Below are 21,974 nucleotides of genomic sequence, written 5' to 3' on the forward strand. Positions count from 1 at the left end.
CCAGAAGTCAGAGTCCTTCCGTTCCCTTGTAAGGCAGAAACCCGCCGATGGGAACGCGCACCATCCTTTTCTCCAGAGGCAGGCGGCGGAAGCGGGTAATAAAATCCGTCAGGCGGCCGTAATTGCGCTCCGTCTTGGGAATCCCCTGATGGCCGCAATTCACATCCGGATTGTAATGCAGCTCCACATGAAGATGGGCCGGATACATGCCGCGGTTCGTGCCGATAGTGCCCACCTGGGTGCCGCGCAGCACCAACTGCCCCAAAACAACGTTAATATCGTTCAAATGGGAATAAAGCGTCTGGCAGCAAAGAACCTTTCCGGACTTGGGTTCGCGGAAAGCATGGCGCACAATCACCACCTTTCCCCACGCGCCCCGGGCGTCCGCCGCATAAGTTACCACCCCGTGGCCTACGGAATAAACGGGATCGCCCAAATCGGAATTGCCTCCTTTATTGCCGTTCCAATCCTCACCCATGTGACGGGGGCTTTTCAGACGCAGACCGCGGGACCGGTAATAGCCGTTGCCGTCAGGCTTTCCTACCGGAAAATCAAAACCGTCACAAAGAGGAACAAGCGCAAACTTGCTGTCCCGCCGGGCCATGTAAACGGGAGCGCTCTCGCTGATCAACGCGGAACCGGTCAGAAAAACCAGCGCCAGCAGTAAAAAACGGAAATAGGACATGGGAACGAAAGTCCTTTGTATGCTAAACGGCTCCCTACTCCGTATCAAGCGGAATTCCCCGCATGTCGGAGTTAGAATTCACTAACACGCTCCCCCATGTTTCCCACTTCCTTTCAACTTGACAGCAAAGCCTCCGTATGAAAGAAGGGAGGAGCGATTTTCGTATTTTTCAACACACTTTTTTCCGCATGAACAAACTAACCACACTCTTCCTCGGAACGGTTCTCTCTTCCTCCATGCTGCCCGGCTGGACCGCAGCACCACCCAAACCATACGGCGCGATTCCAACACCCGCCCAAATCAACTGGCAGCGCATGGAATTCTACGGCTTCATCCACTTTGGCCTGAATACGTTCACGGGACGGGAGTGGGGTTACGGCGATGAAGACCCGAAAATTTTCAACCCCACGGATTTCAATGCCTCCGATATCGTCTCCACCTTTAAAAAAGGCGGAATGAAAGGAATGATTTACACGGCCAAACATCATGACGGCTTCTGCGCCTGGCCCACCAAATCCACGGACCACAACATCACCAAGAGCCCTTGGAAAAACGGAAAAGGAGATGTAGTCCGGGAATTCGCCCTTGCCTGCAAAAAGCACGGCATCAAATTCGGCACCTACCTCAGCCCCTGGGACCGCAACAACGCGGATTACGGCAAGGATGGCTACCTGGACGTTTACTATAAACAAATCCGGGAACTGCTGACCAATTACGGGCCTGTCTTTGAAATCTGGTTTGACGGAGCCAACGGAGGAGACGGCTATTACGGAGGAGCCAGGGAAAAGCGCAATATCGGTGACGCGGAAAAATACTACAACTTTGAAAAAATCGTGGAAATGATCCGCAAAATCCAGCCCAGCTGCATCATCTGGGGAGCGGGCCACTACGGAGACGCCCGCTGGGGAGGCTCCGAAAAAGGCCACGTCAATTATCCCCATTGGAGCACTGTAGGGCTGAACGGCGGGGGCGGAGGCACCGGAAAACGCGGCGGAGAACGCTGGGTGCCTGCGGAAGGAGACACCACCATCAACCATGCCGGCTGGTTCTGGCACCAGGGACAGGCATCCCGCGTCAAATCCCCTGAAGAACTTATGCAGGTATGGTTTGATTCCGTAGGCCGCGGGGCCAACCTCATTCTGAACGTGGCGGCGGACAAAACGGGCAGACTGGATCCTGCGGATGTCAAATCCCTGCTGGAATTCAAAGAACTGCGCGACAAGCTATATGCCAGGGACTACGCGTTGGGAGCAACCGTCACAGCCAGCCAGACGCGCGGCAACGACAAAAAATTCTCGCCCTCCAACATGACGGACGGCAACATTGAAACTTACTGGGCCGTGGAAGATGACAACCTGACCCCCACCGCCGTTATTACGCTGCCCAAACCCGCCACTTTCGACGTCATCCGGCTGCGCGAACAAACACGTCTGGGACAACGCGTGGACTCCTTCAATATTGATGCTTTCGTCAATGGCAAATGGGTTTGTATCGACAATGAAGGGAAAACCATCGGCAACCAGGTCATGCGCCGCCTGAACCGCCCCATCACTACCCAGAAACTGCGCCTGCGCATCACGGGCAGCCAGGCCACTCCCTGCATCTCGGAATTCTCCCTCTTCCGCCAGCCTGCGGGCGCCGTGCGGCCCTCCATCTTCCGCCGCGGAGACAACCTCGTCATCATTGCGGACGGCAAAAATAAAATCCTGTACACGACGGACGGCAGCGAACCCAAAGCAGGATCTCCCGTTTACAGCCAGGGTGCTAAATTTACGGAAAGCGGCATTGTCAAGGCTCGCTGCCAATTCTCCAATGGTAAATTGGGCCCTGTCAGCCAGGCCAAATTCGGCATCAGCAAAACCGGATGGAAAGTGAAAACCGCCACATCCGGGAATGCGGCGGCGGCCATAGACGACAATCCGGAAACCTCATGGCTTGCCAAGGCGGAAGCGCCTCAATCCTTTGTGGTGGATATGGGAAAACCGTACCAGGTTTCCAGCTTCTCCTACCTGCCCAGACAGGATGGAAAAACCTCCGGCATGACGGATAAATACCAATTTGAAGTAAGCGCGGATGGGAAAAACTGGACGAAAGTGGCGGAAGGGGAATTCTCCAACCTGCGCGCTAACCCCATTGAGCAATCCGTTAATCTCAAAAACATGAACGAACCCGTGCGTTACTTCCGCTTCATCGGCACCAGTTCTCTGGACGGCAACAGCGCTTCCGCTGCGGAAATAAACGTTTTCGGCACTCCCGCAGGCAAATAAAAACTTCCCTGACTTTTCTCACCAGGGCATTCCGGTTTTTTACGGCCGGAATGCCTTTTTTGCGGCACGAACCCATTTGCAAAACAGGCTCCGGCAGACAAACCGGCATCAAGGAAAACGGGAAAGGACAGGCCAGAATTCCGTCCAACTCCCCCTGCAGCGCTTCAATAGGCTGGGAATGTCCCGTATATCGCCGCAACGGCCAAAAGTCCAAAGGGACGGCTCCTGCATAGCTGCCTTTTTCAGCCACCGCCGGTATGCGGAACATATTGAAATCGGAAAAAGCCCTGCAACCCCATGCCAACGGCAGAACCCCGGGAAAAACGCCTACCGACTGAAATCAGCCACGATATCATCTCCGGAAGGCTTCTGTTCCATTTCCTGTTTGTACGAACAATCTTCTCCCTGCCGTCGGAAAACCTGGCGCTTTTCCTTACATCGTAAAATCTATTTTAAGCAAACAACGGGAAGACCCGGTCAACTCAGCGAGGGATTTCCGCAAAACAGAAGCTTTCCTTTTCAAAAATCAGGTATGAAAAAGGGCGCATCCTTTTGGATGCGCCCTGTGCAAATCATGCCGGCGGCGAATTTACTCCTGGCCGCTGAAATCAGGCGTGAGGATCAGGAACTGGTCGCTGATGTCCTTGCCCCTTCTCTTGGGAATGAAGGTATCCTGAAGGTTGTCGTTGTCGTCCAGTTCCAGGGTCTTGGCACTCTGGGCAGTCGTGAAAATCAGAACCTTGCCGCGGAAGCTTTCCGGGTCAAAACGCACGGCATTGCCAGCCACAACGGTGCTGCCGTCTTCACCAGGAAGCACGGAAGTGACCATCAGGGGATATTCCCCCACGGAACTTCCAATACCCACTTTCTTGTTATTGTCACCCTTGCGCATGACGTAGGAAATACCCACTTCACCGGGGGTCAGGGCCTGACCGTCGTAAATTTCACCGTTGGGAGTAACGGTGGAACCGCCGGAAGGAGTCTGAACCTTGGCGTAGAAGTTGCTTTCGGAAACAGACTCATTGCCCAGAAGCTGACGGAAATAGTCATTGGAAGTATCGCCCTGAAGTGCGCCCAGGCCGCTCATATAATTATGCTGGGCAACAACGCGGTCGGCAGTGATGTCATCGGGGAAATTGCCCAGTTTGCTGTTGGATTTGAACTCGTTCATCGCCACGCCCACGTTCTTCATGTTGGTCAGGGCCTGCATCTGGTCGCCTTTGTTGATCTGGTTCAGGATAGGACCATAGGCCACGGAAGCCAGCAGGGCGATAATGGCAATGACAACCAAGAGTTCAATCAGGGTAAACCCCCTGCGTAACTGGTGTGTTGCAAAAGATACTTTCATTGTTGGATATGATGGAATGTTTACAGTTTAAGAAAACCGTACGTGGTTATCTATGTTCGTTTCTACTATTAACGCGATTTCCCAGTCAGGACAAGCATATTCTCATAAAAATCTTGGTCCTGCAAGGAGTGAAAACTCTGCCGCAGCCCCCCTGCAAAAGGCCCGGAAAATACCGGGCCATGGGGAAAAATCCTACCTGCCGCTGCCGAAAAAGGAACTCAACCCTTCCAAAGCTCCGACGGACGGCCTGTCCTCCTCGGCAATCACCTGCCGCTGGAGTTCCGCGATCTCTTCCAGCCCCTTGCGGCCTAATTCCAGCATCCGGTTCATCTGATCCTCCGTGAACACGGCCTCTTCACCGGACCCCTGCACCTCCACAAACTCTCCCTGGTCGGTCATCACCAGATTCATATCCACTTCCGCATCCTTATCCTCCACATAGCAGAGATCCAGCAGAGCCTCTCCCTCCAGTATTCCCACGGATACGGCGGAAACCAGCCTTTTCATGGGAGACTCCGCCAGCTTTCCTTCCGCGACAAGCTTGTTCACGGCAATGGCCAGAGCTACGGAAGCCCCGGTAATGGAAGCGGTGCGGGTACCGCCATCAGCCTGTAAAACGTCGCAATCCACCCAAATCGTGCGCTGGCCGATCTTGCCCAGATCCACGGCCGCCCTCAGGGAACGGCCGATCAGACGCTGGATCTCGCTGGAACGTCCGTCCAGTTTCCCCGCCGTAATATCCCGGCGTTTACGGTCAAGCGTGGAATAGGGAAGCATGGAATACTCCGCCGTCAGCCATCCTCCCTCCACACGCTGAACCTTCATCCAGCGGGGTACATCCTCCTCAATCGTAACGGCGCAAATCACCTTGGTGCGTCCGAAAGTCACCAGCACGGAAGCCGTGGCATTCGGGGCGATACCCGTTTCAAAGCTGATCGGACGCAACTGGTCCACAAGTCGTTTATCCTGACGTTCCATGCGGGGAATCATGACGGATACCGTCATCTTTTTCAAATGGAAAGATGGAATTCCCGTTCCAAACCGCTAATATCCCTCCCATGAAACACCCTCGTACCCGTGTGGCCGTCATTGACGTGGTGGCCCTTTCCCGCCAGATGATGGAACACATGCCGCGGCTCTCCGCCTGGGCGGAGGGGCGGAACGTTTCCTCCTTCCCTCCGGCCTTTCCGGCCCTTACCTGCTCTGCCCAGAGCACCTACGTGACAGGGCTTTCCCCGCGGGAGCACGCCATTCCCGGCAACGGATGGTACAACCGGAACATGTGTGAAATCCAATTCTGGAAGCAGTCCAACAAGCTGGTGCAGGGCCCGCGCCTCTGGGAGAAACTGAGGGAACGGTACGGTTCCGGCTTCACCTGCGCCAAACTTTTCTGGTGGTACAACATGTATTCCACGGCGGACTGGACCATCACGCCGCGCCCCATGTACCCGGCGGACGGCCGCAAGATCTTCGACATTTACACCCAACCCATGGAACTCCGGGAAACCATTAAAAAGGATCTGGGAGAATTCCCCTTCCCCACCTTCTGGGGCCCCATGGCAGGGATTCAGTCCTCCCAATGGATAGCAGACTCCGCCCGGTGGGTGGAACGGAAACATCGCCCTGACCTCAGCCTCATCTATCTGCCCTATCTGGACTATGACCTTCAGAAATTCGGACCGTCCTCGACCCAGGCTGCCCACGCGGCAAAGGCTATGGACGGTCTTCTCTGCGACTTGATCGACTTTCTGGAACGGGAAGGCGTCACCCCCGTCGTCCTCAGTGAATACGGTATTTCCGACGTATCCCGCAGCATTGCCCTCAACCGCCTCTTCCGGGAACAGGGCTGGATCACCGTCAAACCGGAAATGGGTACGGAAATGCTGGACTGCGGCGCCTCCCGCGCCTTTGCCGTGGCGGACCACCAGACTGCCCATATCTACATCAATGATCCTTCCGTAAAAGAAGAAGTGAAAGCACTGCTCTCCGCCACACCCGGAGTGGAAGAAATCAGGGAAACGGACTTCTCCGGCCTTTTTTCCGCGGCTCTGGAACGCCTGCCGGAATTCACCGCCGTCGCAGCCCCGGATGCATGGTTCACCTACTATTACTGGCTGGATGACACCAAGGCGCCGGACTTCGCCCGCTGCGTGGACATCCACCGTAAACCCGGCTATGACCCTGCGGAAATGTTCTTTGATCCGAGCCTTACCCTCCCCATGTTCCATGCCGCCGCCTTTCTGCTGAAAAAAAAGCTGGGGTTCCGCGCCCTGATGAAAGTTATCCCCCTCAATGGCGACCAGGTGAAAGGTTCCCATGGCAGAGACCGGGTGCCTGCAAACCAGCAGCCCGTATTCATCGGCCCGGCCTTCCTGCCGGAAATCCATGCCGCTGAGGATGTCCATCAAGCCATCCTCTCCGTCTTTGAAAAAGAATAATAGCGGTTCCCCTCAGCGGGCATCCGGACGGGGGTCATATTCCAGGCCGGGAACCTCCCGGTAATGAATGCCGTCCCACAGGACGGGAATGCAGCAGAAAAACCAGCTTCTCTGGCCGTCGTCTCCCTTCCAGTGCCCGAACACGCTGCGGATCAATACACGGTTCAACCCCTTGCGGAGCTTGATCTTTACAGGAGGGCGGAAAAAATACCCTTCCCAGGTCAGAGGAGATTCTTCAATGCGCCCCTTTCCCCACCCCGTCCAGGGCAGGCTCTTGAAAGGCCACCTGGGAGGGTTCACGCGCCTTCCGTTCAACCATACGTCCCCGCCGGAAAAATCCCAGCTTCCCTGTTCAGGGGCGCGTGCGCTACGGTACCCGCCTGAATGCCCCCACATGCCGTTCAGGCCAAACATCAGCCACACCTCCTGCTCCCTGGGGCTGCGGATGAAAGTCAGAGCATAGCAGGTTCCATCCTCCTTTCCAACCTCCCTTGACATCAGCGTGGGCCAGTGGTCCGTCCGGTACTGGTTCCGGTGCATGTTGAACATCGCAAAAAGATGCCTGACATGTACGGCGGCGCCGTAAACAGGAGTCTTCTTCCAGGCCAGTATCCTGTCCCCGTCCCTGTAGGAAGGGGTTATTCTTCTTTCCGGTTCAAAAGAGGTATCATTCTTCCCCCGGTGGTCGAATGGCCCCACCAGGCTCCAGGCAACGTCCGCCTGTTTCACATAGGCAAAAGGAACGCCTTGGAAAAAATGATCACGATGGAAAGCCAAACGCTGTTCAAACTCCCGGAATTCCTTCCAGCCGTCCGTTCCCCTGGGGGGAAGCTGGGCCATATAATCCCTCCTCTTGGTAGCGCTTCCGCGCCAGACACGCTCTGCAAACGTCAATGCACAAGGATAAAACGGATACTGTTCCAGCACCCGCCTCTCACTGCTCAGGTTTCCGTCGCACCACACGGGCATGATGGCCCCCAACGCCTTATCATCCCCTTGAGGCACCTCGCAGGGCTGCTGGAAAAACACCTGGTACACGCCGGACTGGGAATCCGCCCAGTCAATGTAAAAACCATTGCTGTCGATGCGCTTCATATTCTTATCCATCCTGGTGTCGGCCTCGTTCTCTCCCCAGCACATCAATACGGAATCCTTATCGTGCGGGCCGCCCGGAGACCACACGACCACCTCCTTGCCCTTCCCGCGGATATGCTCCGCCATGCGTGGGATAAAATCCTTCATGGAAATGTGCGCCTCGTCGGACCCCATGTGGAAAAACCTCCCGGGAAACAGGGAAACGGCCTCGTCCACGACATCCTTCAATATGGAAACACCTTTCTCCGTCTGCATGCCGGTCTTCATGGCCCTGGCAAAAGGCTGGCTGTGTCCCGGCATGTCAATCTCCGGAATCACCTGGATATTCAGCCGGGCGCAATAATCCGTCAGATCCTTCAATTGAGCCTGTGTATAAAACCGCCCCGGGAGCCGGGACTTCCAATGAAAAGCCCCATCCGTCAGGGCCGGATACTTCTTCACTTCCAGCCTCCATGCGGGATCATCCGTCAAATGAAGATGCAGCGTATTAATCTTATAGCGGGAAAGACGGCGCATCACATCCTTGATCAAGGCAGGAGACATATAATAACGCCCCACATCCAGCATAATTCCCCGCAGGACGAAAGCGGGTTTGTCACTAATACGCACAACAGGCATGGCAAATTCCCCTTCTCTATTGAAAACCAGTTGCCGCAGCGTTTGAAGAGCGTTAAAAAAACCGCCAAAACTTCCTCCCTGACGGTTGCTTTTCCCAATCCGACGGACAGGTCATACCCCTCTCCTTTCATCCTGGCGTCCGGAAACAATTCCCATGTCATGGCACCTTCAGCAGCCCCCCCACTATTCAGGGAACCCTGAATGCCGGAAGTCCTGAATATGTCCTTGATCTCCTTCATCAAATCATCCCTGCCAGGAACATCCGAACCAACCTTCACATGAACGCTCCTGAAACCTGCCTCGCCCGCGCCCCTGACGACTTTGGAAGGATATGGAATAAGCGCGGGGGAAGAAAACTCCGGCACAGGCGCGGTAACCACCCCTCCGGCCAGCGGCCCCCATGAAAAATAAATCAGCAAGGCAATAAAAAACCGTACGGGAATGCTGAACACTCTGAACAAAAGCATTCCTTAACTACGGCATTCCATCTCCGCTCCTGTCAAAACAGGGCTTTCTCAACTGGGAAACCAAATGCTTTTCCCATCCTCTCCAACACCGACATGCTTATTCCTCCATATCGCTGTTTCCCTCCGCAAATCCGGCAATAACGAACGGGCGTCTTCGCTATCGTCCCGTTCATTCGCCAGACAGACTCCTCCAGTCAGTGCAAACGTTCCAGCAGGACGTCCATGTCCATGTAATCCTGCCCGTGAATCAATTCGCCGAGAATGGGCGCATCGGAAAACTCCTCCACCATGCTCCTGTTCGTCACGCAGGCAGTATCCCATTCATCTTTCACATTATTGAACACGATGCCCAGGCATTCCAGGCCGCGTTCCTTGATTGCATTCAGCGTTAACAGGGCATGGTTGATGGCTCCCAGCTTGTTGCCGATCACCAGAAGAACAGGCAGCTTGAAATCCGCAGCCATATCGCTGAAATTCCTTCCGGGGCCAATCGGGACTTCCCATCCTCCCACCCCTTCCACCACCACGCACTCATGTGCGGCGGACAAAGCGTCATAAGCCCGCAGGATAACCTTTTCATCCACTTTCGTATTCTCCAGCCGTGCGGCCACATAAGGACACGTGGCATTCCTCAAAAAAACGGGATTCAGTTCATCCAGCGTCAGATCCTTCGTCCCGGCTTCGCGCAAAAGGCGGGCATCCTGCCTGTCTCCGCAGGCCACGGGTTTGAACCCGGCGGCATTGATGCCCGCTTCTCTTAGAGATTTGACGATCAGGCAGCTCACATAAGTTTTACCGACTTCCGTATCGGTACCGGTAACAATGAAATTCCTCATAACGGTAAATATTCAGGGATGGGATCTTCTAATCTCCTCAAGCTGCCCGCGGGAAGGCACGCCGTCATTCGTGGTCACCCAGTGATTGATGAAAGACCAGATAATCACGGCCAGCACCAGACAGAACAACTTGGCAGGCCAATTAAGCAATAGCAGTTTTTTCATTGGAAGAAGAAATATTCAGCAGCTCTTCAAGGCGTCCCTTCAACTGTTCCGGAGTCAGGTTGCGTTCCAGCTTCCCGCCTACGGCCAACGCGATAGCCCCCGTCTCCTCGGACACCACCACCACCACGCAGTCGCTCTCCTCGGACATGCCCACGCCCGCGCGGTGGCGCAGCCCCAAGGTACGGTCGCTCATTTCCTTCTGGGAAACAGGGAACACGCAGGCAGCCGCAGAAATGCGGTCGCCGGAAATCACCACGCCCCCATCGTGGAGAGCCGTCTTGGTATGGAAAATCGTCAGGGCCAGTTCCGGAGAAAAAATGGCGTCCAGCTTCACGCCGGAATCCTCAATAGGCTTCATGCTGATGCTCCTCTCAAAAGCGAACAGGGCGCCGAACCGCTGGTTGGAAAGCTTGCTTACCGCCTTGCAGAAATTATCCAGGAAATCCACCCGCTGAAGCTTGGCGAAGGAAGAAAAAAACGGGTGGCTTCCCAGCTTTGCCAGCCCCACGCGCAGCTCCGGCTGGAAAATCACCACCAGAGCCAGCGCCAGGCCGGGGGCGAAAATGCGCGTCAGTATCCACGAAATAACATTCAGCTGAAAGAAAAAGGCCAGCACCACCAGGGCCAGAAAGCAGGCGAACAGCCCCACCATGATGCGCGCGCCGCGCGTTGCGTGGAAAGCACGGTAAATCTGGTACAGGAACACCCACAGGATGAAAATTTCAACAACCGCCCGGAGCGCATCCTTGATCACAATCCAGTCCCACATGCCCAACAGGCTACACAACAACCCGGCCGAATGCAATACCGATCCTCTCGCGTTGCCGGCAGGCTCCGGGAATTTACCGTTCATCTCAGTTCCCGAATTTGAAGACATCTCTGTACGTTCCGGAGACAGATAGAAGTTCTTAAAAAGAAGAGCGGTTCTTTGGAAAATAAATAATAACAATAAATAAAAATTGGATTAAATAAACAATGTTAATCCGCATAAAGCAAGGCTTCAGAAAACTGAAATTCTCTCTGGATTTACGGCATGAACTTGCGGCGGATACACTGAAAAACCAAACAAAAAATAATCACCAGATGATAGCAATCGAACAATTAAAAGAAGTAGGGAAAATCTGGCTCGCCTGGGTAAGGCTTCAGGATCATGATCCTGCCGAAGTCACGCAAATATTTGAAAAACTTAAAGGAGAACTGGATGTAAAATTAGGAAGAGGCTGGCAAAAATATGACCCGGTAATAAAAAAAGGAAGGCCCCAATCCTATAAAAAACTCTTTCAAGAATTGGATAGTGACAGTCAGGAATCCGCAAATGCATTGATCCAATATTTCAATGAGGGAATACCGGAAGACGCTCCTGTCTCGCCAGTCATACACCTCATTCTCATCTTATGCGTCTGTGAAGTAGGACGTGGATATGGCCAGGCGCCGGACAATATGCTGGCTTATGCACATGATCTCATTGATTATCCCAATCTCACATGGAGCTCACTGCTGGACACAGCGGGAAGTTCCCCGGAGTTCGCATTTCTATGCAAGGGTGATTCCGATGAAGACTATAAGGAATAATGCATGAGCACCGTCCGCAACCGACTCACCGGTGAGCCTCCCGCACGGCATGGGTTCCCTGTATCCGGGCACAGGGAACTTCACCCCCATCGTCGGCAAAAGGGACAGCCGCAGGCGGGCTCGGGCAATTCAGAAACATAGGCGGCCCTTCCTGCCTTCCATCTGTCTCAATCCTGCGGACATCAAAAGTTGGTACATCAACTTTTCTCATCACCTCAATTTCCGGGCCAAAAACCTAGCCGCCGTCATGATAACGGACACCTTCCTTTTCCGGAAACCGAACTGCCATCAACAGGAAACCTTCCGGAAACGCTGGATTACCGCCGCATGGGGCAGATGCCCCAGAGCGACACCAGGCCGTCCTGCATCTGACGGCGGGCATCAAATAAAACGCAGGCGGCCCCTACACCCGGCAGCCTCAGACGGCCTGCCCGTCCATAATCGTAATAATGCGGTCCCCTCTCCGTGCCAGATGCTCGTCATGCGTCACAATCACCAGCGTTTTGCGGGACTCGTCCGCCAGGCCGAACAAAAGGTCCAGCACCTCTGCGCCGTTCTTCCGGTCCAGGTTCCCGGTAGGTTCATCCGCAAAAATAATGGGGGCGTCGTTCGCCAGGGCACGGGCGATTGCCACGCGCTGCTGTTCCCCGCCGCTCAGCTCGCTGGGCAGGTGGTTCAGGCGGTGGGACAGACCCACGCGCTCCATCAGTTCCCTCACATATTCCACGCGCGGCCTCCTGCCAATGGAGGAAGCCAGACAGGCGTTTTCCAGCGCTGTCAATTCCGGCATCAGCAGATAATTCTGGAAAATAAACCCCATGTTCCGGTTCCGGAACACGGCCCGGGCCGTGGCGGACAAGGCGTAAATATCCGTGCCGTCAATCGTTACCTTTCCCTCTTGCGGTGTTTCCAATCCGGCCAGCGTGTACATCAGCGTGGTCTTTCCGGCCCCGCTGGGGCCGCACAGGAACACCTTCTCTCCGGCGGCAATGTGCAAATCCACCCCATGCAGGATCTCAATGGACTTCTTGCCGATGGAATAGCTGCGGTGGAGGTTGGAGGCGGTAATCACGGGCGCAGTATAAGAAAATCCTCGCCGTATTAAAGTTCTATGTTGTCAATAAGACGCACGTCGCCGAAATAGACGGCGGCGGCCATCAGGGCCGGCTTCCGGTTCTCTGCCAGCGGCTGCATGGTCTCCGCATCCACAATCTCCAGATAATCGATGCGCGTGCCGGGTACACCCTCAATCATGGCGGCGGCATGCTCCTTCACCTTGGAGGCGTCCGCCCCGGCCTGGAACTCGTCCCGGGCCTGAAGCATAGCCTGCCGTATTACCACGGCCTGCTCCTTCTGCTCCGGCGTCAGGCGGGCGTTCCGGGAGGAATAGGCCAGACCGTTGCCATGCCTTACAATCTCCGCCCCGTGAATGCGCACCGGAAAATCCAGGTCGCGCACCATGCGGCGGATAATGGCAAGCTGCTGGTAATCCTTCTTGCCGAAAATAGCGTCCGTGGGCTGTACCAGGTTGAACAGTTTGGCAAGCACCGTGCAGACACCGGAAAAATGCCCCGGGCGGGACGCACCGCACAATGTTGTGGACAAAAAGCTTTCTTCCACGGCAATGCTGCGTTCTCCGGAATACATTTCTTCAGGAGCAGGGGAAAACACATAATCCACGCCTGCACCTTCGCACACCTCCAAATCCTTTTCAGGAGTCCGGGGATAAGTCTGAAGGTCGGAGGAATTGTTAAACTGGATAGGATTGACGAAAATACTGGCAACCACCACGCCATCCTCCCCGGCCAACTTGCGCGCCTGTTCCAGCAAAGCGCGGTGTCCGGCGTGGAGGGCCCCCATTGTGGGGACGAGAACCACATGGTCATGTTTGCGGTGGTGCTTGAGGAGGGCAGCCCTCAACTGGGCCTTGGTGGAAAATGTTTGCATGCGCCTAAAGTGGCCCCTTGATGACAAAAGTTCAATCCTGAAATATTGCTAGAAGGTTGACGCATGCCATTCCACATGTAAACTGATAAAGTCAGAAGACGCTAAAAATTATGAGATTCTTCAAAACAGCATTAGGTGTATCAGCAGCAATGGCATTAAGCGCCACGGCCAACGCTGAACTTAAGGTAGCGACGGTGGATGTGCAGAAACTCTTTGCCGACTACTACAAGACCCATGAAGCCCAGGCGGAAGTAGACAAGGCTGCCCAGACGGTACAGGAAACCAACAACACCCGCGCGGAAACCATCAAAAAGATGGAAGCGGACTTCAACGACATGGTCAAAAGGCTTCAGGATCCCATGCTGAATGAAAAGGACAAAAAGGAGCTGGAGCAAAAAGCCCAGATCAAGCGTCAGGAAGTCATTGCGCTGGAACAGGAACGCCGCGGATTTGTGGAACGCCAGCTTAAATCCCTTCAGGAACAAATGAAAGTGCGTTCCGCCAAAATCATGGGAGAAATCACAAAAATCACGGAAGGCATCGCCACCAAGGGCAACTATGACCTCGTTCTGGACAAAAGCGCCCAGGCCCTTCGCTCCAACCAGGTATTCGTCTACACGAAGCCCGGCATGGACATTACCCCCACAGTGATGAAAGAACTCAACAAGGACGCCCCCGAAGGGTTTGACCCCTCCAAGAAAAAGGCTCCGGCCGTCCCTGCCGCTCCCGCGGCCCCGGCCAACTAACCCTTGACATTACCCCCGGGAAGGCGGAATCATATACCCATGAAGCTTACACTTGAAGCCGTGGCCGCCCTCACCGGGGGAAAAATACTTTCCGGCGCCCCCGAACTGACTGTATTCGGGGTCGCTTCCCTTCTTGACGCATCCCGTGAAGAAGCCTCCTTCCTTGGCAATGAAAAATACTTCCAGGACTTCCTGCATACCTCTGCCGGAATCGTGCTGGTGCCGCCGGGCCTGCCTGCGTATCCGGAACACGCCGCCTTCGTGGAAGTGAACAACCCCTCCATGGCATTCAACGCCCTGGTGAAATATTTCATGGCTTCCGCCTACCGGTTCACCCCCGGCATTCATCCCACAGCCATCATCGACCCCACGGCCAGCTTCAACCCGGACAAAATCCATGTAGGAGCCTATACCTGCATCGGGGCTCACTGCGTAATCGGAGACGGAACGGACATTGGCAACGGCTGCGATATCGGAGACGGCGTCACCATGGGGGAAAACTGCCGCCTGCATGCCCATGTTACCATCAGGGAACGCTGCAAACTCGGCAACAGGGTGACCATCCAGCCCGGAGCCGTCATCGGTTCCGACGGATTCGGCTTCCTGATGGGAGACAATGGACGCTACGTGGGCATTGACCAGGTAGGAATTGTGGAACTGGGGGATGACGTGGACGTAGGGGCCAACACAACTATTGACCGCGCCAGATTCGGGCGCACCATTGTGGGGGAAGGCACCAAAATAGACAACCTGATCCAGCTCGGCCATAACGTCGTTGTCGGCAGGCATTGCATCATCGTCGCCCAATCCGGCATAGCCGGCAGCACCAAAGTGGGGGATTATGCCACCATCGCCGCCCAGGTCGGCATCTCAGGACACCTCAACATCGGTTCCAAATCCACGCTGGGCGCTAAAACGGGAGTCATCTCGGACATTCCGGAAAACTCTACTTACTGGGGCATGCCGGCTTTCCCCTACAAGGACGCTACCCGCCAATATGCCGCCCTCAAAAAACTTCCGGCACTGATTAAGGAAGTCCGCGCGCTCAAAAAGGAGCTGGATTCTTCCGGCAAATAACGGGCACCATATCGCCGGAACGCTCTGCAGCCCCTCTCCGTGTTTCTGTTCCCGCCGCTTCAGGCCTGTCCTGTCCCCCAGCGGCGGTGCAGAAACCGTTCCAGAGGAGAAAACAGAATCTTGTCGGACAGCAGCCCAATCACCACAATCACGAACATGATGCCTACGACCTGGTTCATCGCGTTCAGTTCGCGGCCGAAATGCAGCAGCTGGCCCAATCCGAACCCGGTCAGGATGGGAACAAAAATTTCCGCAGCCATCAGGGAGCGCCAGGCAAAAGCCCATCCCTGCTTCATTCCGCTCACCACAAACGGAGCGGAAGCGGGAAGCGTCACATGAATCAGGCAATAAATGGGTCCTGCTCCCATGGTGCGCGCCGCACGGGCATAAATGGGCGGCACGTTCCGCATGCCGTTGGCCGTAGCCAGGATTACGGACCACAGCGTCCCCATAATCACCACGAACAGCATAGCCCCTTCCGTCTGGCCGAACCACAGGGTTGCCAACGGAACCCAGCACACGCTGGGCAGAGCCTGGAACCCCAGGGAAACCAGTCCCAGAGTATTCTGCATAAGCTGGAAACGGGAGCACAGCATGCCCAGGGGAATCCCCGTCACCAGGCCGATTCCATACCCCATCACCAGCCTTTTCATGGTAATCCATGAAGCCTCCTCCAGAGACCCGTCCTGAAATGAAGAGCGCAGATACTCCCATACTTCCAGCGGAGAGGGAAACAAATAAGGCTTCCAGACCCTCAGGTCGCTCAAATGCTGCCATGCCCAGACCACGAGAATAAAAAACACAAGCGAACAGGCGTGCGCCCCCCACTTGGACCATTTGTTCCTGTTCATGCCGTGGCTCCTTTCAAATCACGGGTAATGCGGGCGGACAATTCCGCCAAATCACTGCTGTTAATATCCCTAGGATGAGGAAAATCCACGAAATATTCCTCACAGACGCGCCCCGGATGTGGAGTGAGCAACACCACACGATCCCCCAGGCACACGGCCTCGCGCATATTATGCGTAACGAAAACAATCGTCATGCCGCAGCGTAAATGAATCTCCTGAATATCCTGATAAAGCTGTTCGCGGGTCATGGCGTCCAGGGCGGCAAAAGGCTCGTCCATCAGCAAAATGCGGGGGCTGGCAGCCAGGGCGCGGGCAAGCGCCACGCGCTGCTTCATTCCGCCGGAAAGTTCATGAATATGAGCATGGGCACACTCTTTCAGCCCCACCAGTTCCAGATTCTTCTCCGCCATGGCAAGCCGGTCTCCCCGAGTCAGTCCGGGCACCAGCTTCAAGCCGAACATCACGTTCCCCAGCACATCCAGCCACGGAAACAGGGCGGACTCCTGAAACATCACAGTGCGGTCCCGTCCGGGTCCCGTCACAGGCTCCCCGTCCAGCTCCACCACCCCGGAAGAAGGAAACTCCAGCCCTGCAATGATATTCAGCAGGGAAGTCTTCCCGCAGCCGCTGGCCCCCACCAGGCACACGAACTCGCCTCCTCTGATATTCAAATTAATGCCCTCCAGAGCCACCACCTTTCCGCGCCTCCCGTCAAACACCTTGCTCACGCCGGCAATACGGAGCTTGCAGCCTCCGGGGCCGCAATGTTCTGCACCCGCAATCATCTTCCGCCCGCCTCCTTCGCCATGGTCAACTGCTCCTCCGCCGCCTCCGGCACCACCAGTCCGCCTACATCCGGAACTTCTTTCATAAATCCGGCCTGATGGGCGTCCTGCACAAACTGCCGGAGCTTGGGAATGGAAATCCTGTCCTTGATGACGATGCTTTTCCAGGCCTCCGCAATCAATGCCGGGTCTATTCTGGAATGCGTCAGATCCTCCAGCTCCCTGACCACGATTGACTGGACCTCATCCGGATGCAGCCTTATCCATTCGTTCAGCTCCTCATGCGCCTGCACCAGGGCTTTCGCCACCTCCGGCTTTTCCCTGAGAAACTCCGCTCCACATACCAGCACGGTCGCGATGGACTCTTTCTCGTCCACCAGCACCCTGCCTCCCGCCGTCAGCACCAGGCGGCTCACCCAGGGTTCCACCGTCCACACGCCGTCCAGCTTGCCCTGCCGGAACAGGCTGAGCTGTTCGGGGTTGGGAGTCGGCAGAATAGTCACGTCCCCGCCGCGCTGCGTCACATGCAGGCCGCCGCGGGAAAACCAGGCGCGGGCGGAAACATCCTGCGTATTCCCCAGTTGGGGAGTAGCAATCACCTTGCCGCGGAAATCCGCAGGCTCCTTCAGCGAGGAATCCTTCGGAACCACCAGGGCGGCGCCTCCTTCCACAGCTCCGGCAATCATCCTGATATCCTCCCCGCGGGAACGCACAAACGCATTGATGGCCGGGCTGGGCCCCACATAAGCCAGTTCAATGGACCGGGCGAACACGGCTTCCATGGCGCTGGGGCCCGCATTGTACACGTACCAGTTGATCCTGACATCCTTTCCGGTAGCCTCCTTCAGCCGTTCTTCAAACCACCCCTTCCCCTGCCGGGAAAAATGATGCGCCACCAGGCCCTGCACATGTGTCACGTTGGGAAAATGACCGAAATTCAACTCTACGACATTGGGATCTTCCTTCTCCTTCTTTCCGCAGGAAACAGCCAGCAGACATAAAAACAGGGCCGGTAAAATCATCAGGAATCTGGAACGGGTCATAAGCAAAAAGAATGGGATACTGAGGCACAGCCGTTTTTCCGCGGCCTTTCAGGCACCGACTAGCAGAAGAAGCCGCCGGAGGCAAGAAGCCGAAGGCAACAACTTTGTCACAATGTGGACAGTAAAAATGCCCGTTTTGTTGAAAAATAATCCCGGTTCCGGATCTGAACCGGGCTTTATTGACAAACCTGCACGTTCCCGTTACAAAAGCACCATTCCCAACCCGCCATGCAATCCTCCCCCGACCAGCCCTCATCCGGAGCATGGCTGGGCCTTCCTCCGGATGAAGAACGCCCGGTAAGCCGGGGCGCCAGGTACCGTTGCATCTTTCTGATGCTCCTGTACTGGGCCGTTCTTTCCGCCATTCCACAAGGCGCGGACCGCCTTGCAGAAATAGGAACAAATCTCCCTCTCTGGATGGGAGCCCTGGAACTGACTCCCTTCCTGCTGGTGCCGGCCTTCCTGTTCCTGGCGGTGCGAACAGGCGCCCAATGGAGGGCCTTGATGATAACCGTATATGCGGGCCTGTTCCTGAACCTGCTGATGAACATGGCGCTTCCCTCAGGCGCCATGTGGGGAGACCTTCCCGCAGCCGGCCCCCACGGTACGCTTGTCTGGCCCGGAGGGGACCACCGGGAATGGCTGGTCACGCTGCCCCGTTTTCCCCAATTCTGGGCTCTCGTCATCTATGTCTTCCTCTCCGGCAGCGGAACCCCGCCCCTGCTTCGCCTGCTGGCCCTGGCCTGGTGGTTCCTGCTTTGCGTGGCCCCCGTGAACACGGGCATGGTGGGGTATGCGGACATCCTGGGGCCTCTGGTCATCATCGCCCTCGTCCTCGGCTGCATGCACCTGGCGGAAAAAAGAGCCTCCCGGCAAACCAAGGGCTAACAATCCAGGACGGCCATTCCACGGAAGAAACAGCCGCCCCAGGGCCGGCGGACACCACCCGGCGGAAAACTTCCCGATGCCATCCGTTATTTCCAGATTACTTCAAAAATATTTACGGAACTTCCCTTTTTCCCGGTCAGGCCGAGGGCCTTCACCGGTTTTTTGACGGATTTCAGGCTGAACGTATTAACTTTCCTGCCCTTGGCCAGATTGCCCACGGGAACCCACCGTCCGTCAGCCCCACAGGCCAGCACGGAAGCCTCCTTCCCGTCGGACAGGACAATGACGGAACCCGCACGGGGAAAATCACAGGGAATCTCCGCCCTCTCCGGAGACAGCTCCACCTGGAGGAACGTTGCCAGGTTGAAATCCCCGGCAGCTCCGCTGTCGGCGGACTTCCCACCCTTGTTGGCAAGATTCAGCCGGAACTCTTCCAGAGTCACCTCCTGCGGGGAGGAGGAGGCGTTCAACAGCCTGATGCCCTTGATCACTCCGCCAATATCCGCGGAACCGTCCTCCTTCAACAAAACCTCCGTCCAGGACTTTCCGTCCATGGAAATGAACAACTTGGCCCACTTCATATCCGGCGTCTTCAAATTGACGGAGGCGAACTCCACGGACGCTCCCGCCGGAATTTGAAGGCCCAAGAACTTTTTCGGCGGCAGGGGATGCACCTCCATGATGCGCTTCAAGGAAATATCCCTGTCTCCTGCTTCAACCACGGCATTCCTGAACGCGGGAGCATCCGTCAGTACGGAAGGCGCGGCGGGAGCATTCACCTTGAAATCCCGGATAGCCGTCCACACGTCCGGCTTGCCTCCCGGAACCCCCTGCGCCGTAGCGCGGTAACGCACAAACCGGCTTTTTTTGCCATTTCCCCGGTACTCCACGCGAAGCCCGCTGGACTCCGGCATCAGGGAAGACCAGGACTGCCCGTCCAGGGAAACCTCCAACTGTCCCCTGTTCACAGCGTCCGTATCGGAATCATTGCGGCCCATCACAATGGAAACGGTGCGTATCTCCCGTGGAACTCCCAGATCCACGCCGAAAAAGTCACCCTTCTTCTGAACCTCTTTGCAGTAATAGAACGACTCGGGATCGTCATCCAGCATCTTCTCGATGCCAATCTTGGACTTTGTGGAAACATAAGGCTTCACACGGCCAACGGCCTGCCCGCTCACGCGGGAAAGCACGGGGGTGGAACCCATGTCCAGCAGTTCCCGCACAGCGGGAGCCATCACCAGTTCGGACGGCTTCACGGCGGTTTGCCACGGGGAATTCTTCTTGGTCACTTCCGTAACGTGCTTATTGATGGCCTTGCTGATTTCCCTGCTGTAACGCTGCATCTCGGCAAGCAGGCAGGCGGCCTCCATGGCATGATTCAGAGCTCCGGCGGCATTCCCCGCCTCTGTGGCCTCAATCATGCGCATACTGTTCACCCCGGCTTTCCCCAGGGACTCGAACTGGATGAGCCACGGCTCCACCTCTGCAACGAAAGCGGGATTATTAGACTTGGCCCGAATCGCGGCCGGAGCTTGGGCCATCTTCGCGAACTCAGCCTTCAGGCGGTCAAACGCCTTGCTTCCAGACACCCTGGCCCCGCGGCGGCACAGTTCCAGCACCTGCTCCACCACGGGGGCAATCTCTACGGACTCCTCTTTGCGGTAATTGTGCCCGCTGGGGCCCCCGTCGCTATTATGATCGGCAAACGTCTGCATGGCGGAGGAGCAGCCGGGGAACAAAATACGGATGCTGTCCTTCCATGTCCTGTCGGAATCATAGGCCTTGGCGTTCCAGGTCATATTCGCCACGCTGAACAGGGAAATCTTGGAAGCCTCCGGCTTATCCATCGGATTGGAAGCAAACCCTTGCATAAATGGCATCGCGTCCGCATCCACGCCATAGGTGCGCCCCAAAAACAGGGCATGGCGCACGTAATCCGTCACCGGGAAATTCCACCAGATAAACGCCGGACGCTTCAAATACTTATTAATCCCCTTCAACGCAGGAGTCCGTATATCGCTCACAATGCTGGAACCGGTCCACATGATGCCTATATCCTTGTCCAGATGTTCCCCCATTACCTCATGGTAGCGGCCACCTCCGCCGGAATACGCTGTGGGGCATACGATCAACGGCGTCACGTCCGGTTTTTTGTGGATAAACTCCTTATTCAGGTAATTCAAAAACTCCACCTGACCCTCCGGTTTGGCCCCCTCCCCGCCGATGTCGTCAAAAAATACGGCAAAGGAACGGAATCCCAGGTCATACATCATCTCAAACTTCTTCACGGCCGCCTTCCGGTCCGCCTCGCCCCAGTGAATATCCGCTCCGGGATGCACGGCCCAGACAAAATTCACCTTATTCTGCTTCGCGACCTTCACTAGCTCTTTCAGGTCCTTCGCCATATCTGCGGGATAAGGCTCGCGCCAGCGCTTGGAAAAACCGTGGAACACGTCATCCTTCGGGCCGTAGATGTAAGTATTCATCTTATACTTCCCGTAAAATTTGAACTGGCTGATGCGACCTTCCTGCCCCCAGGGCAGACCGTAAAACCCTTCAATGGTACCGCGGAAAGGAACATCCGGCCAATCCAAGACCTCCACTTCCGGCACTGTCACGCCGGAAGAAGTCTTCTCCGCCAACTGCAACAGCGTCTGGGCCGCGTAAAACAGGCCTTCGTCGTCATACCCCGTCATCCGTATTCCCTGGGGCGTAACGCTCAGGGAATAGGCCCCGGCCTTCCGGGGAACATTACCGGCAGGCTTTTTGCTTCCTTTGATGATAGTCATCTGCACAGGCAGCCCGTTTGGAGCGAGGGAAAACATGCTTTTCAGGGCATTCACGGTAGGTTCATCCCGCGCGCCCAACAGCTTCAGGGCCGGAACCGTCACGGAACCACCGCTCCTGGTCATCTTCTGCGGAATGGGATACACCGGCATCTTGGCCGTTTTTCCGGCACGGGAGCCTTCAGGAGAGGCGGAAAAAGCCGGAGAAGAAGACTGGGCAGAAACAGGAAGGGCAAGGCCGGCCCCCAGCGCGGCGGCAGCCATCATGGATTGGAAAAGTATCAGATTCATACGTGCAAAAATAAAAAGCCTGTACAGGCCAGGTTCACGAGACTACGGCCGGATTGTTCCACTTCT

The 21,974-nt window shown here is 55.9% G+C and carries 19 protein-coding genes; 6 read left to right on the top strand and 13 right to left on the bottom strand.

What is annotated here, in order from left to right:
* Nucleotides 1-7: 7 nt before the first annotated feature.
* Complete coding sequence (locus tag WW58_RS12110) at nt 8-685, bottom strand: M23 family metallopeptidase (protein WP_012419445.1); 678 nt, start codon at nt 683-685, stop codon at nt 8-10.
* 188 nt (nt 686-873) lie between these two features.
* Here WW58_RS12110 and WW58_RS12115 point away from each other — a divergent pair, with 188 nt between their 5' ends.
* Nucleotides 874-2,952: an alpha-L-fucosidase gene (locus WW58_RS12115; RefSeq protein WP_046438015.1), complete on the top strand. Its 2,079-nt coding sequence runs from the start codon at nt 874-876 to the stop codon at nt 2,950-2,952.
* A 589-nt stretch (nt 2,953-3,541) separates the two neighbouring features.
* On the opposite strand, the gene WW58_RS12125 is transcribed toward WW58_RS12115, so the two are convergent.
* Nucleotides 3,542-4,300, bottom strand: a complete 759-nt coding sequence (locus tag WW58_RS12125; protein WP_012419448.1) for a type II secretion system protein — start codon at nt 4,298-4,300, stop codon at nt 3,542-3,544.
* Between the two features lie 192 nt (nt 4,301-4,492).
* Nucleotides 4,493-5,305, bottom strand: a complete 813-nt coding sequence (gene rph / locus WW58_RS12130) for a ribonuclease PH (protein ID WP_102758685.1) — start codon at nt 5,303-5,305, stop codon at nt 4,493-4,495.
* Nucleotides 5,306-5,358: 53 nt separating this feature from the next.
* Here rph and WW58_RS12135 point away from each other — a divergent pair, with 53 nt between their 5' ends.
* Nucleotides 5,359-6,738, top strand: a complete 1,380-nt coding sequence (locus WW58_RS12135) for an alkaline phosphatase family protein (RefSeq protein WP_046438018.1) — start codon at nt 5,359-5,361, stop codon at nt 6,736-6,738.
* Nucleotides 6,739-6,750: 12 nt separating this feature from the next.
* On the opposite strand, the gene WW58_RS12140 is transcribed toward WW58_RS12135, so the two are convergent.
* The 4 genes from WW58_RS12140 to cdaA all read right to left on the bottom strand — a co-directional run bounded on the left by WW58_RS12140 (nt 6,751) and on the right by cdaA (nt 10,688).
* Entirely contained in the window at nt 6,751-8,451 is a 1,701-nt protein-coding gene (locus WW58_RS12140) for a family 20 glycosylhydrolase (RefSeq protein ID WP_215833606.1), read from the bottom strand.
* A gap of 661 nt (nt 8,452-9,112) precedes the next feature.
* The gene (gene bioD / locus WW58_RS12145; protein ID WP_046437941.1) at nt 9,113-9,754 is read right to left on the bottom strand and encodes a dethiobiotin synthase; all 642 of its coding nucleotides are present in this window, start codon (nt 9,752-9,754) and stop codon (nt 9,113-9,115) included.
* Between the two features lie 12 nt (nt 9,755-9,766).
* Nucleotides 9,767-9,919, bottom strand: a complete 153-nt coding sequence (locus WW58_RS13710) for a hypothetical protein (protein ID WP_012419453.1) — start codon at nt 9,917-9,919, stop codon at nt 9,767-9,769.
* Entirely contained in the window at nt 9,897-10,688 is a 792-nt protein-coding gene (gene cdaA / locus WW58_RS12150; protein WP_042447583.1) for a diadenylate cyclase CdaA, read from the bottom strand. The genes WW58_RS13710 and cdaA overlap by 23 nt, the downstream gene beginning before the upstream one ends.
* A 206-nt stretch (nt 10,689-10,894) precedes the next feature.
* Between cdaA and WW58_RS12155 the strand changes: the two genes are divergently transcribed.
* Complete coding sequence (locus WW58_RS12155) at nt 10,895-11,491, top strand: hypothetical protein (RefSeq protein WP_031930226.1); 597 nt, start codon at nt 10,895-10,897, stop codon at nt 11,489-11,491.
* A gap of 418 nt (nt 11,492-11,909) precedes the next feature.
* On the opposite strand, the gene WW58_RS12160 is transcribed toward WW58_RS12155, so the two are convergent.
* Together WW58_RS12160 and panC are read right to left on the bottom strand one after the other, a co-directional pair.
* Nucleotides 11,910-12,563 carry an ABC transporter ATP-binding protein gene (locus tag WW58_RS12160; protein WP_046437944.1) on the bottom strand — a complete coding sequence of 218 codons (654 nt, stop codon included), beginning with the start codon at nt 12,561-12,563 and terminating at the stop codon, nt 11,910-11,912.
* 29 nt (nt 12,564-12,592) lie between these two features.
* Nucleotides 12,593-13,438 (bottom strand): pantoate--beta-alanine ligase, encoded by an 846-nt coding sequence (panC, locus tag WW58_RS12165; RefSeq protein ID WP_046437946.1) that lies wholly within the window; start codon nt 13,436-13,438, stop codon nt 12,593-12,595.
* 149 nt (nt 13,439-13,587) lie between these two features.
* Here panC and WW58_RS12170 point away from each other — a divergent pair, with 149 nt between their 5' ends.
* Together WW58_RS12170 and lpxD are read left to right on the top strand one after the other, a co-directional pair.
* Complete coding sequence (locus WW58_RS12170) at nt 13,588-14,184, top strand: OmpH family outer membrane protein (protein ID WP_022198432.1); 597 nt, start codon at nt 13,588-13,590, stop codon at nt 14,182-14,184.
* Nucleotides 14,185-14,223: 39 nt separating this feature from the next.
* Nucleotides 14,224-15,261: a UDP-3-O-(3-hydroxymyristoyl)glucosamine N-acyltransferase gene (gene lpxD, locus WW58_RS12175; RefSeq protein WP_046437947.1), complete on the top strand. Its 1,038-nt coding sequence runs from the start codon at nt 14,224-14,226 to the stop codon at nt 15,259-15,261.
* Between the two features lie 59 nt (nt 15,262-15,320).
* Here the strand turns inward: lpxD and WW58_RS12180 are convergent, their stop codons facing one another.
* Genes WW58_RS12180 through WW58_RS12190 form a run of 3 tightly spaced genes read right to left on the bottom strand, consistent with a single transcriptional unit; the run spans nt 15,321 to nt 17,940 of the window.
* Nucleotides 15,321-16,112 carry an ABC transporter permease gene (locus WW58_RS12180; RefSeq protein ID WP_046437949.1) on the bottom strand — a complete coding sequence of 264 codons (792 nt, stop codon included), beginning with the start codon at nt 16,110-16,112 and terminating at the stop codon, nt 15,321-15,323.
* Nucleotides 16,109-16,897, bottom strand: a complete 789-nt coding sequence (locus WW58_RS12185; RefSeq protein ID WP_046437951.1) for an ABC transporter ATP-binding protein — start codon at nt 16,895-16,897, stop codon at nt 16,109-16,111. The genes WW58_RS12180 and WW58_RS12185 overlap by 4 nt, the downstream gene beginning before the upstream one ends.
* Nucleotides 16,894-17,940, bottom strand: a complete 1,047-nt coding sequence (locus WW58_RS12190) for an ABC transporter substrate-binding protein (RefSeq protein ID WP_046437953.1) — start codon at nt 17,938-17,940, stop codon at nt 16,894-16,896. The genes WW58_RS12185 and WW58_RS12190 overlap by 4 nt, the downstream gene beginning before the upstream one ends.
* A gap of 228 nt (nt 17,941-18,168) precedes the next feature.
* Here WW58_RS12190 and WW58_RS12195 point away from each other — a divergent pair, with 228 nt between their 5' ends.
* Nucleotides 18,169-18,828: a hypothetical protein gene (locus tag WW58_RS12195; protein ID WP_046437955.1), complete on the top strand. Its 660-nt coding sequence runs from the start codon at nt 18,169-18,171 to the stop codon at nt 18,826-18,828.
* An 86-nt stretch (nt 18,829-18,914) separates the two neighbouring features.
* On the opposite strand, the gene WW58_RS13715 is transcribed toward WW58_RS12195, so the two are convergent.
* Complete coding sequence (locus WW58_RS13715) at nt 18,915-21,908, bottom strand: beta-N-acetylglucosaminidase domain-containing protein (protein WP_215833607.1); 2,994 nt, start codon at nt 21,906-21,908, stop codon at nt 18,915-18,917.
* Nucleotides 21,909-21,974 lie beyond the last annotated feature (66 nt).

Origin of the sequence: Akkermansia sp. UNK.MGS-1 (assembly GCF_000980515.1) — a bacterium.
Taxonomy (GTDB): Bacteria; Verrucomicrobiota; Verrucomicrobiia; order Verrucomicrobiales; family Akkermansiaceae; genus Akkermansia; species Akkermansia muciniphila.

What these genes read in the sequence shown, in the direction of transcription:
- rph (WP_102758685.1), bottom strand. Translation starts at nt 5,305, where the DNA reads ATGACGGTATCCGTCATGATTCCCCGCATGGAACGTCAGGATAAACGA.
- WW58_RS12155 (WP_031930226.1), top strand. Translation starts at nt 10,895, where the DNA reads ATGTTAATCCGCATAAAGCAAGGCTTCAGAAAACTGAAATTCTCTCTG.
- WW58_RS12125 (WP_012419448.1), bottom strand. Translation starts at nt 4,300, where the DNA reads ATGAAAGTATCTTTTGCAACACACCAGTTACGCAGGGGGTTTACCCTG.
- lpxD (WP_046437947.1), top strand. Translation starts at nt 14,224, where the DNA reads ATGAAGCTTACACTTGAAGCCGTGGCCGCCCTCACCGGGGGAAAAATA.
- WW58_RS12190 (WP_046437953.1), bottom strand. Translation starts at nt 17,940, where the DNA reads ATGACCCGTTCCAGATTCCTGATGATTTTACCGGCCCTGTTTTTATGT.
- bioD (WP_046437941.1), bottom strand. Translation starts at nt 9,754, where the DNA reads ATGAGGAATTTCATTGTTACCGGTACCGATACGGAAGTCGGTAAAACT.
- WW58_RS12195 (WP_046437955.1), top strand. Translation starts at nt 18,169, where the DNA reads ATGCAATCCTCCCCCGACCAGCCCTCATCCGGAGCATGGCTGGGCCTT.
- WW58_RS12170 (WP_022198432.1), top strand. Translation starts at nt 13,588, where the DNA reads ATGGCATTAAGCGCCACGGCCAACGCTGAACTTAAGGTAGCGACGGTG.
- WW58_RS12115 (WP_046438015.1), top strand. Translation starts at nt 874, where the DNA reads ATGAACAAACTAACCACACTCTTCCTCGGAACGGTTCTCTCTTCCTCC.
- WW58_RS12110 (WP_012419445.1), bottom strand. Translation starts at nt 685, where the DNA reads ATGTCCTATTTCCGTTTTTTACTGCTGGCGCTGGTTTTTCTGACCGGT.
- cdaA (WP_042447583.1), bottom strand. Translation starts at nt 10,688, where the DNA reads ATGTGGGACTGGATTGTGATCAAGGATGCGCTCCGGGCGGTTGTTGAA.
- WW58_RS13710 (WP_012419453.1), bottom strand. Translation starts at nt 9,919, where the DNA reads ATGAAAAAACTGCTATTGCTTAATTGGCCTGCCAAGTTGTTCTGTCTG.
- WW58_RS12180 (WP_046437949.1), bottom strand. Translation starts at nt 16,112, where the DNA reads ATGAACAGGAACAAATGGTCCAAGTGGGGGGCGCACGCCTGTTCGCTT.
- WW58_RS12140 (WP_215833606.1), bottom strand. Translation starts at nt 8,451, where the DNA reads ATGCCTGTTGTGCGTATTAGTGACAAACCCGCTTTCGTCCTGCGGGGA.
- WW58_RS12185 (WP_046437951.1), bottom strand. Translation starts at nt 16,897, where the DNA reads ATGATTGCGGGTGCAGAACATTGCGGCCCCGGAGGCTGCAAGCTCCGT.
- panC (WP_046437946.1), bottom strand. Translation starts at nt 13,438, where the DNA reads ATGCAAACATTTTCCACCAAGGCCCAGTTGAGGGCTGCCCTCCTCAAG.
- WW58_RS12135 (WP_046438018.1), top strand. Translation starts at nt 5,359, where the DNA reads ATGAAACACCCTCGTACCCGTGTGGCCGTCATTGACGTGGTGGCCCTT.
- WW58_RS13715 (WP_215833607.1), bottom strand. Translation starts at nt 21,908, where the DNA reads ATGAATCTGATACTTTTCCAATCCATGATGGCTGCCGCCGCGCTGGGG.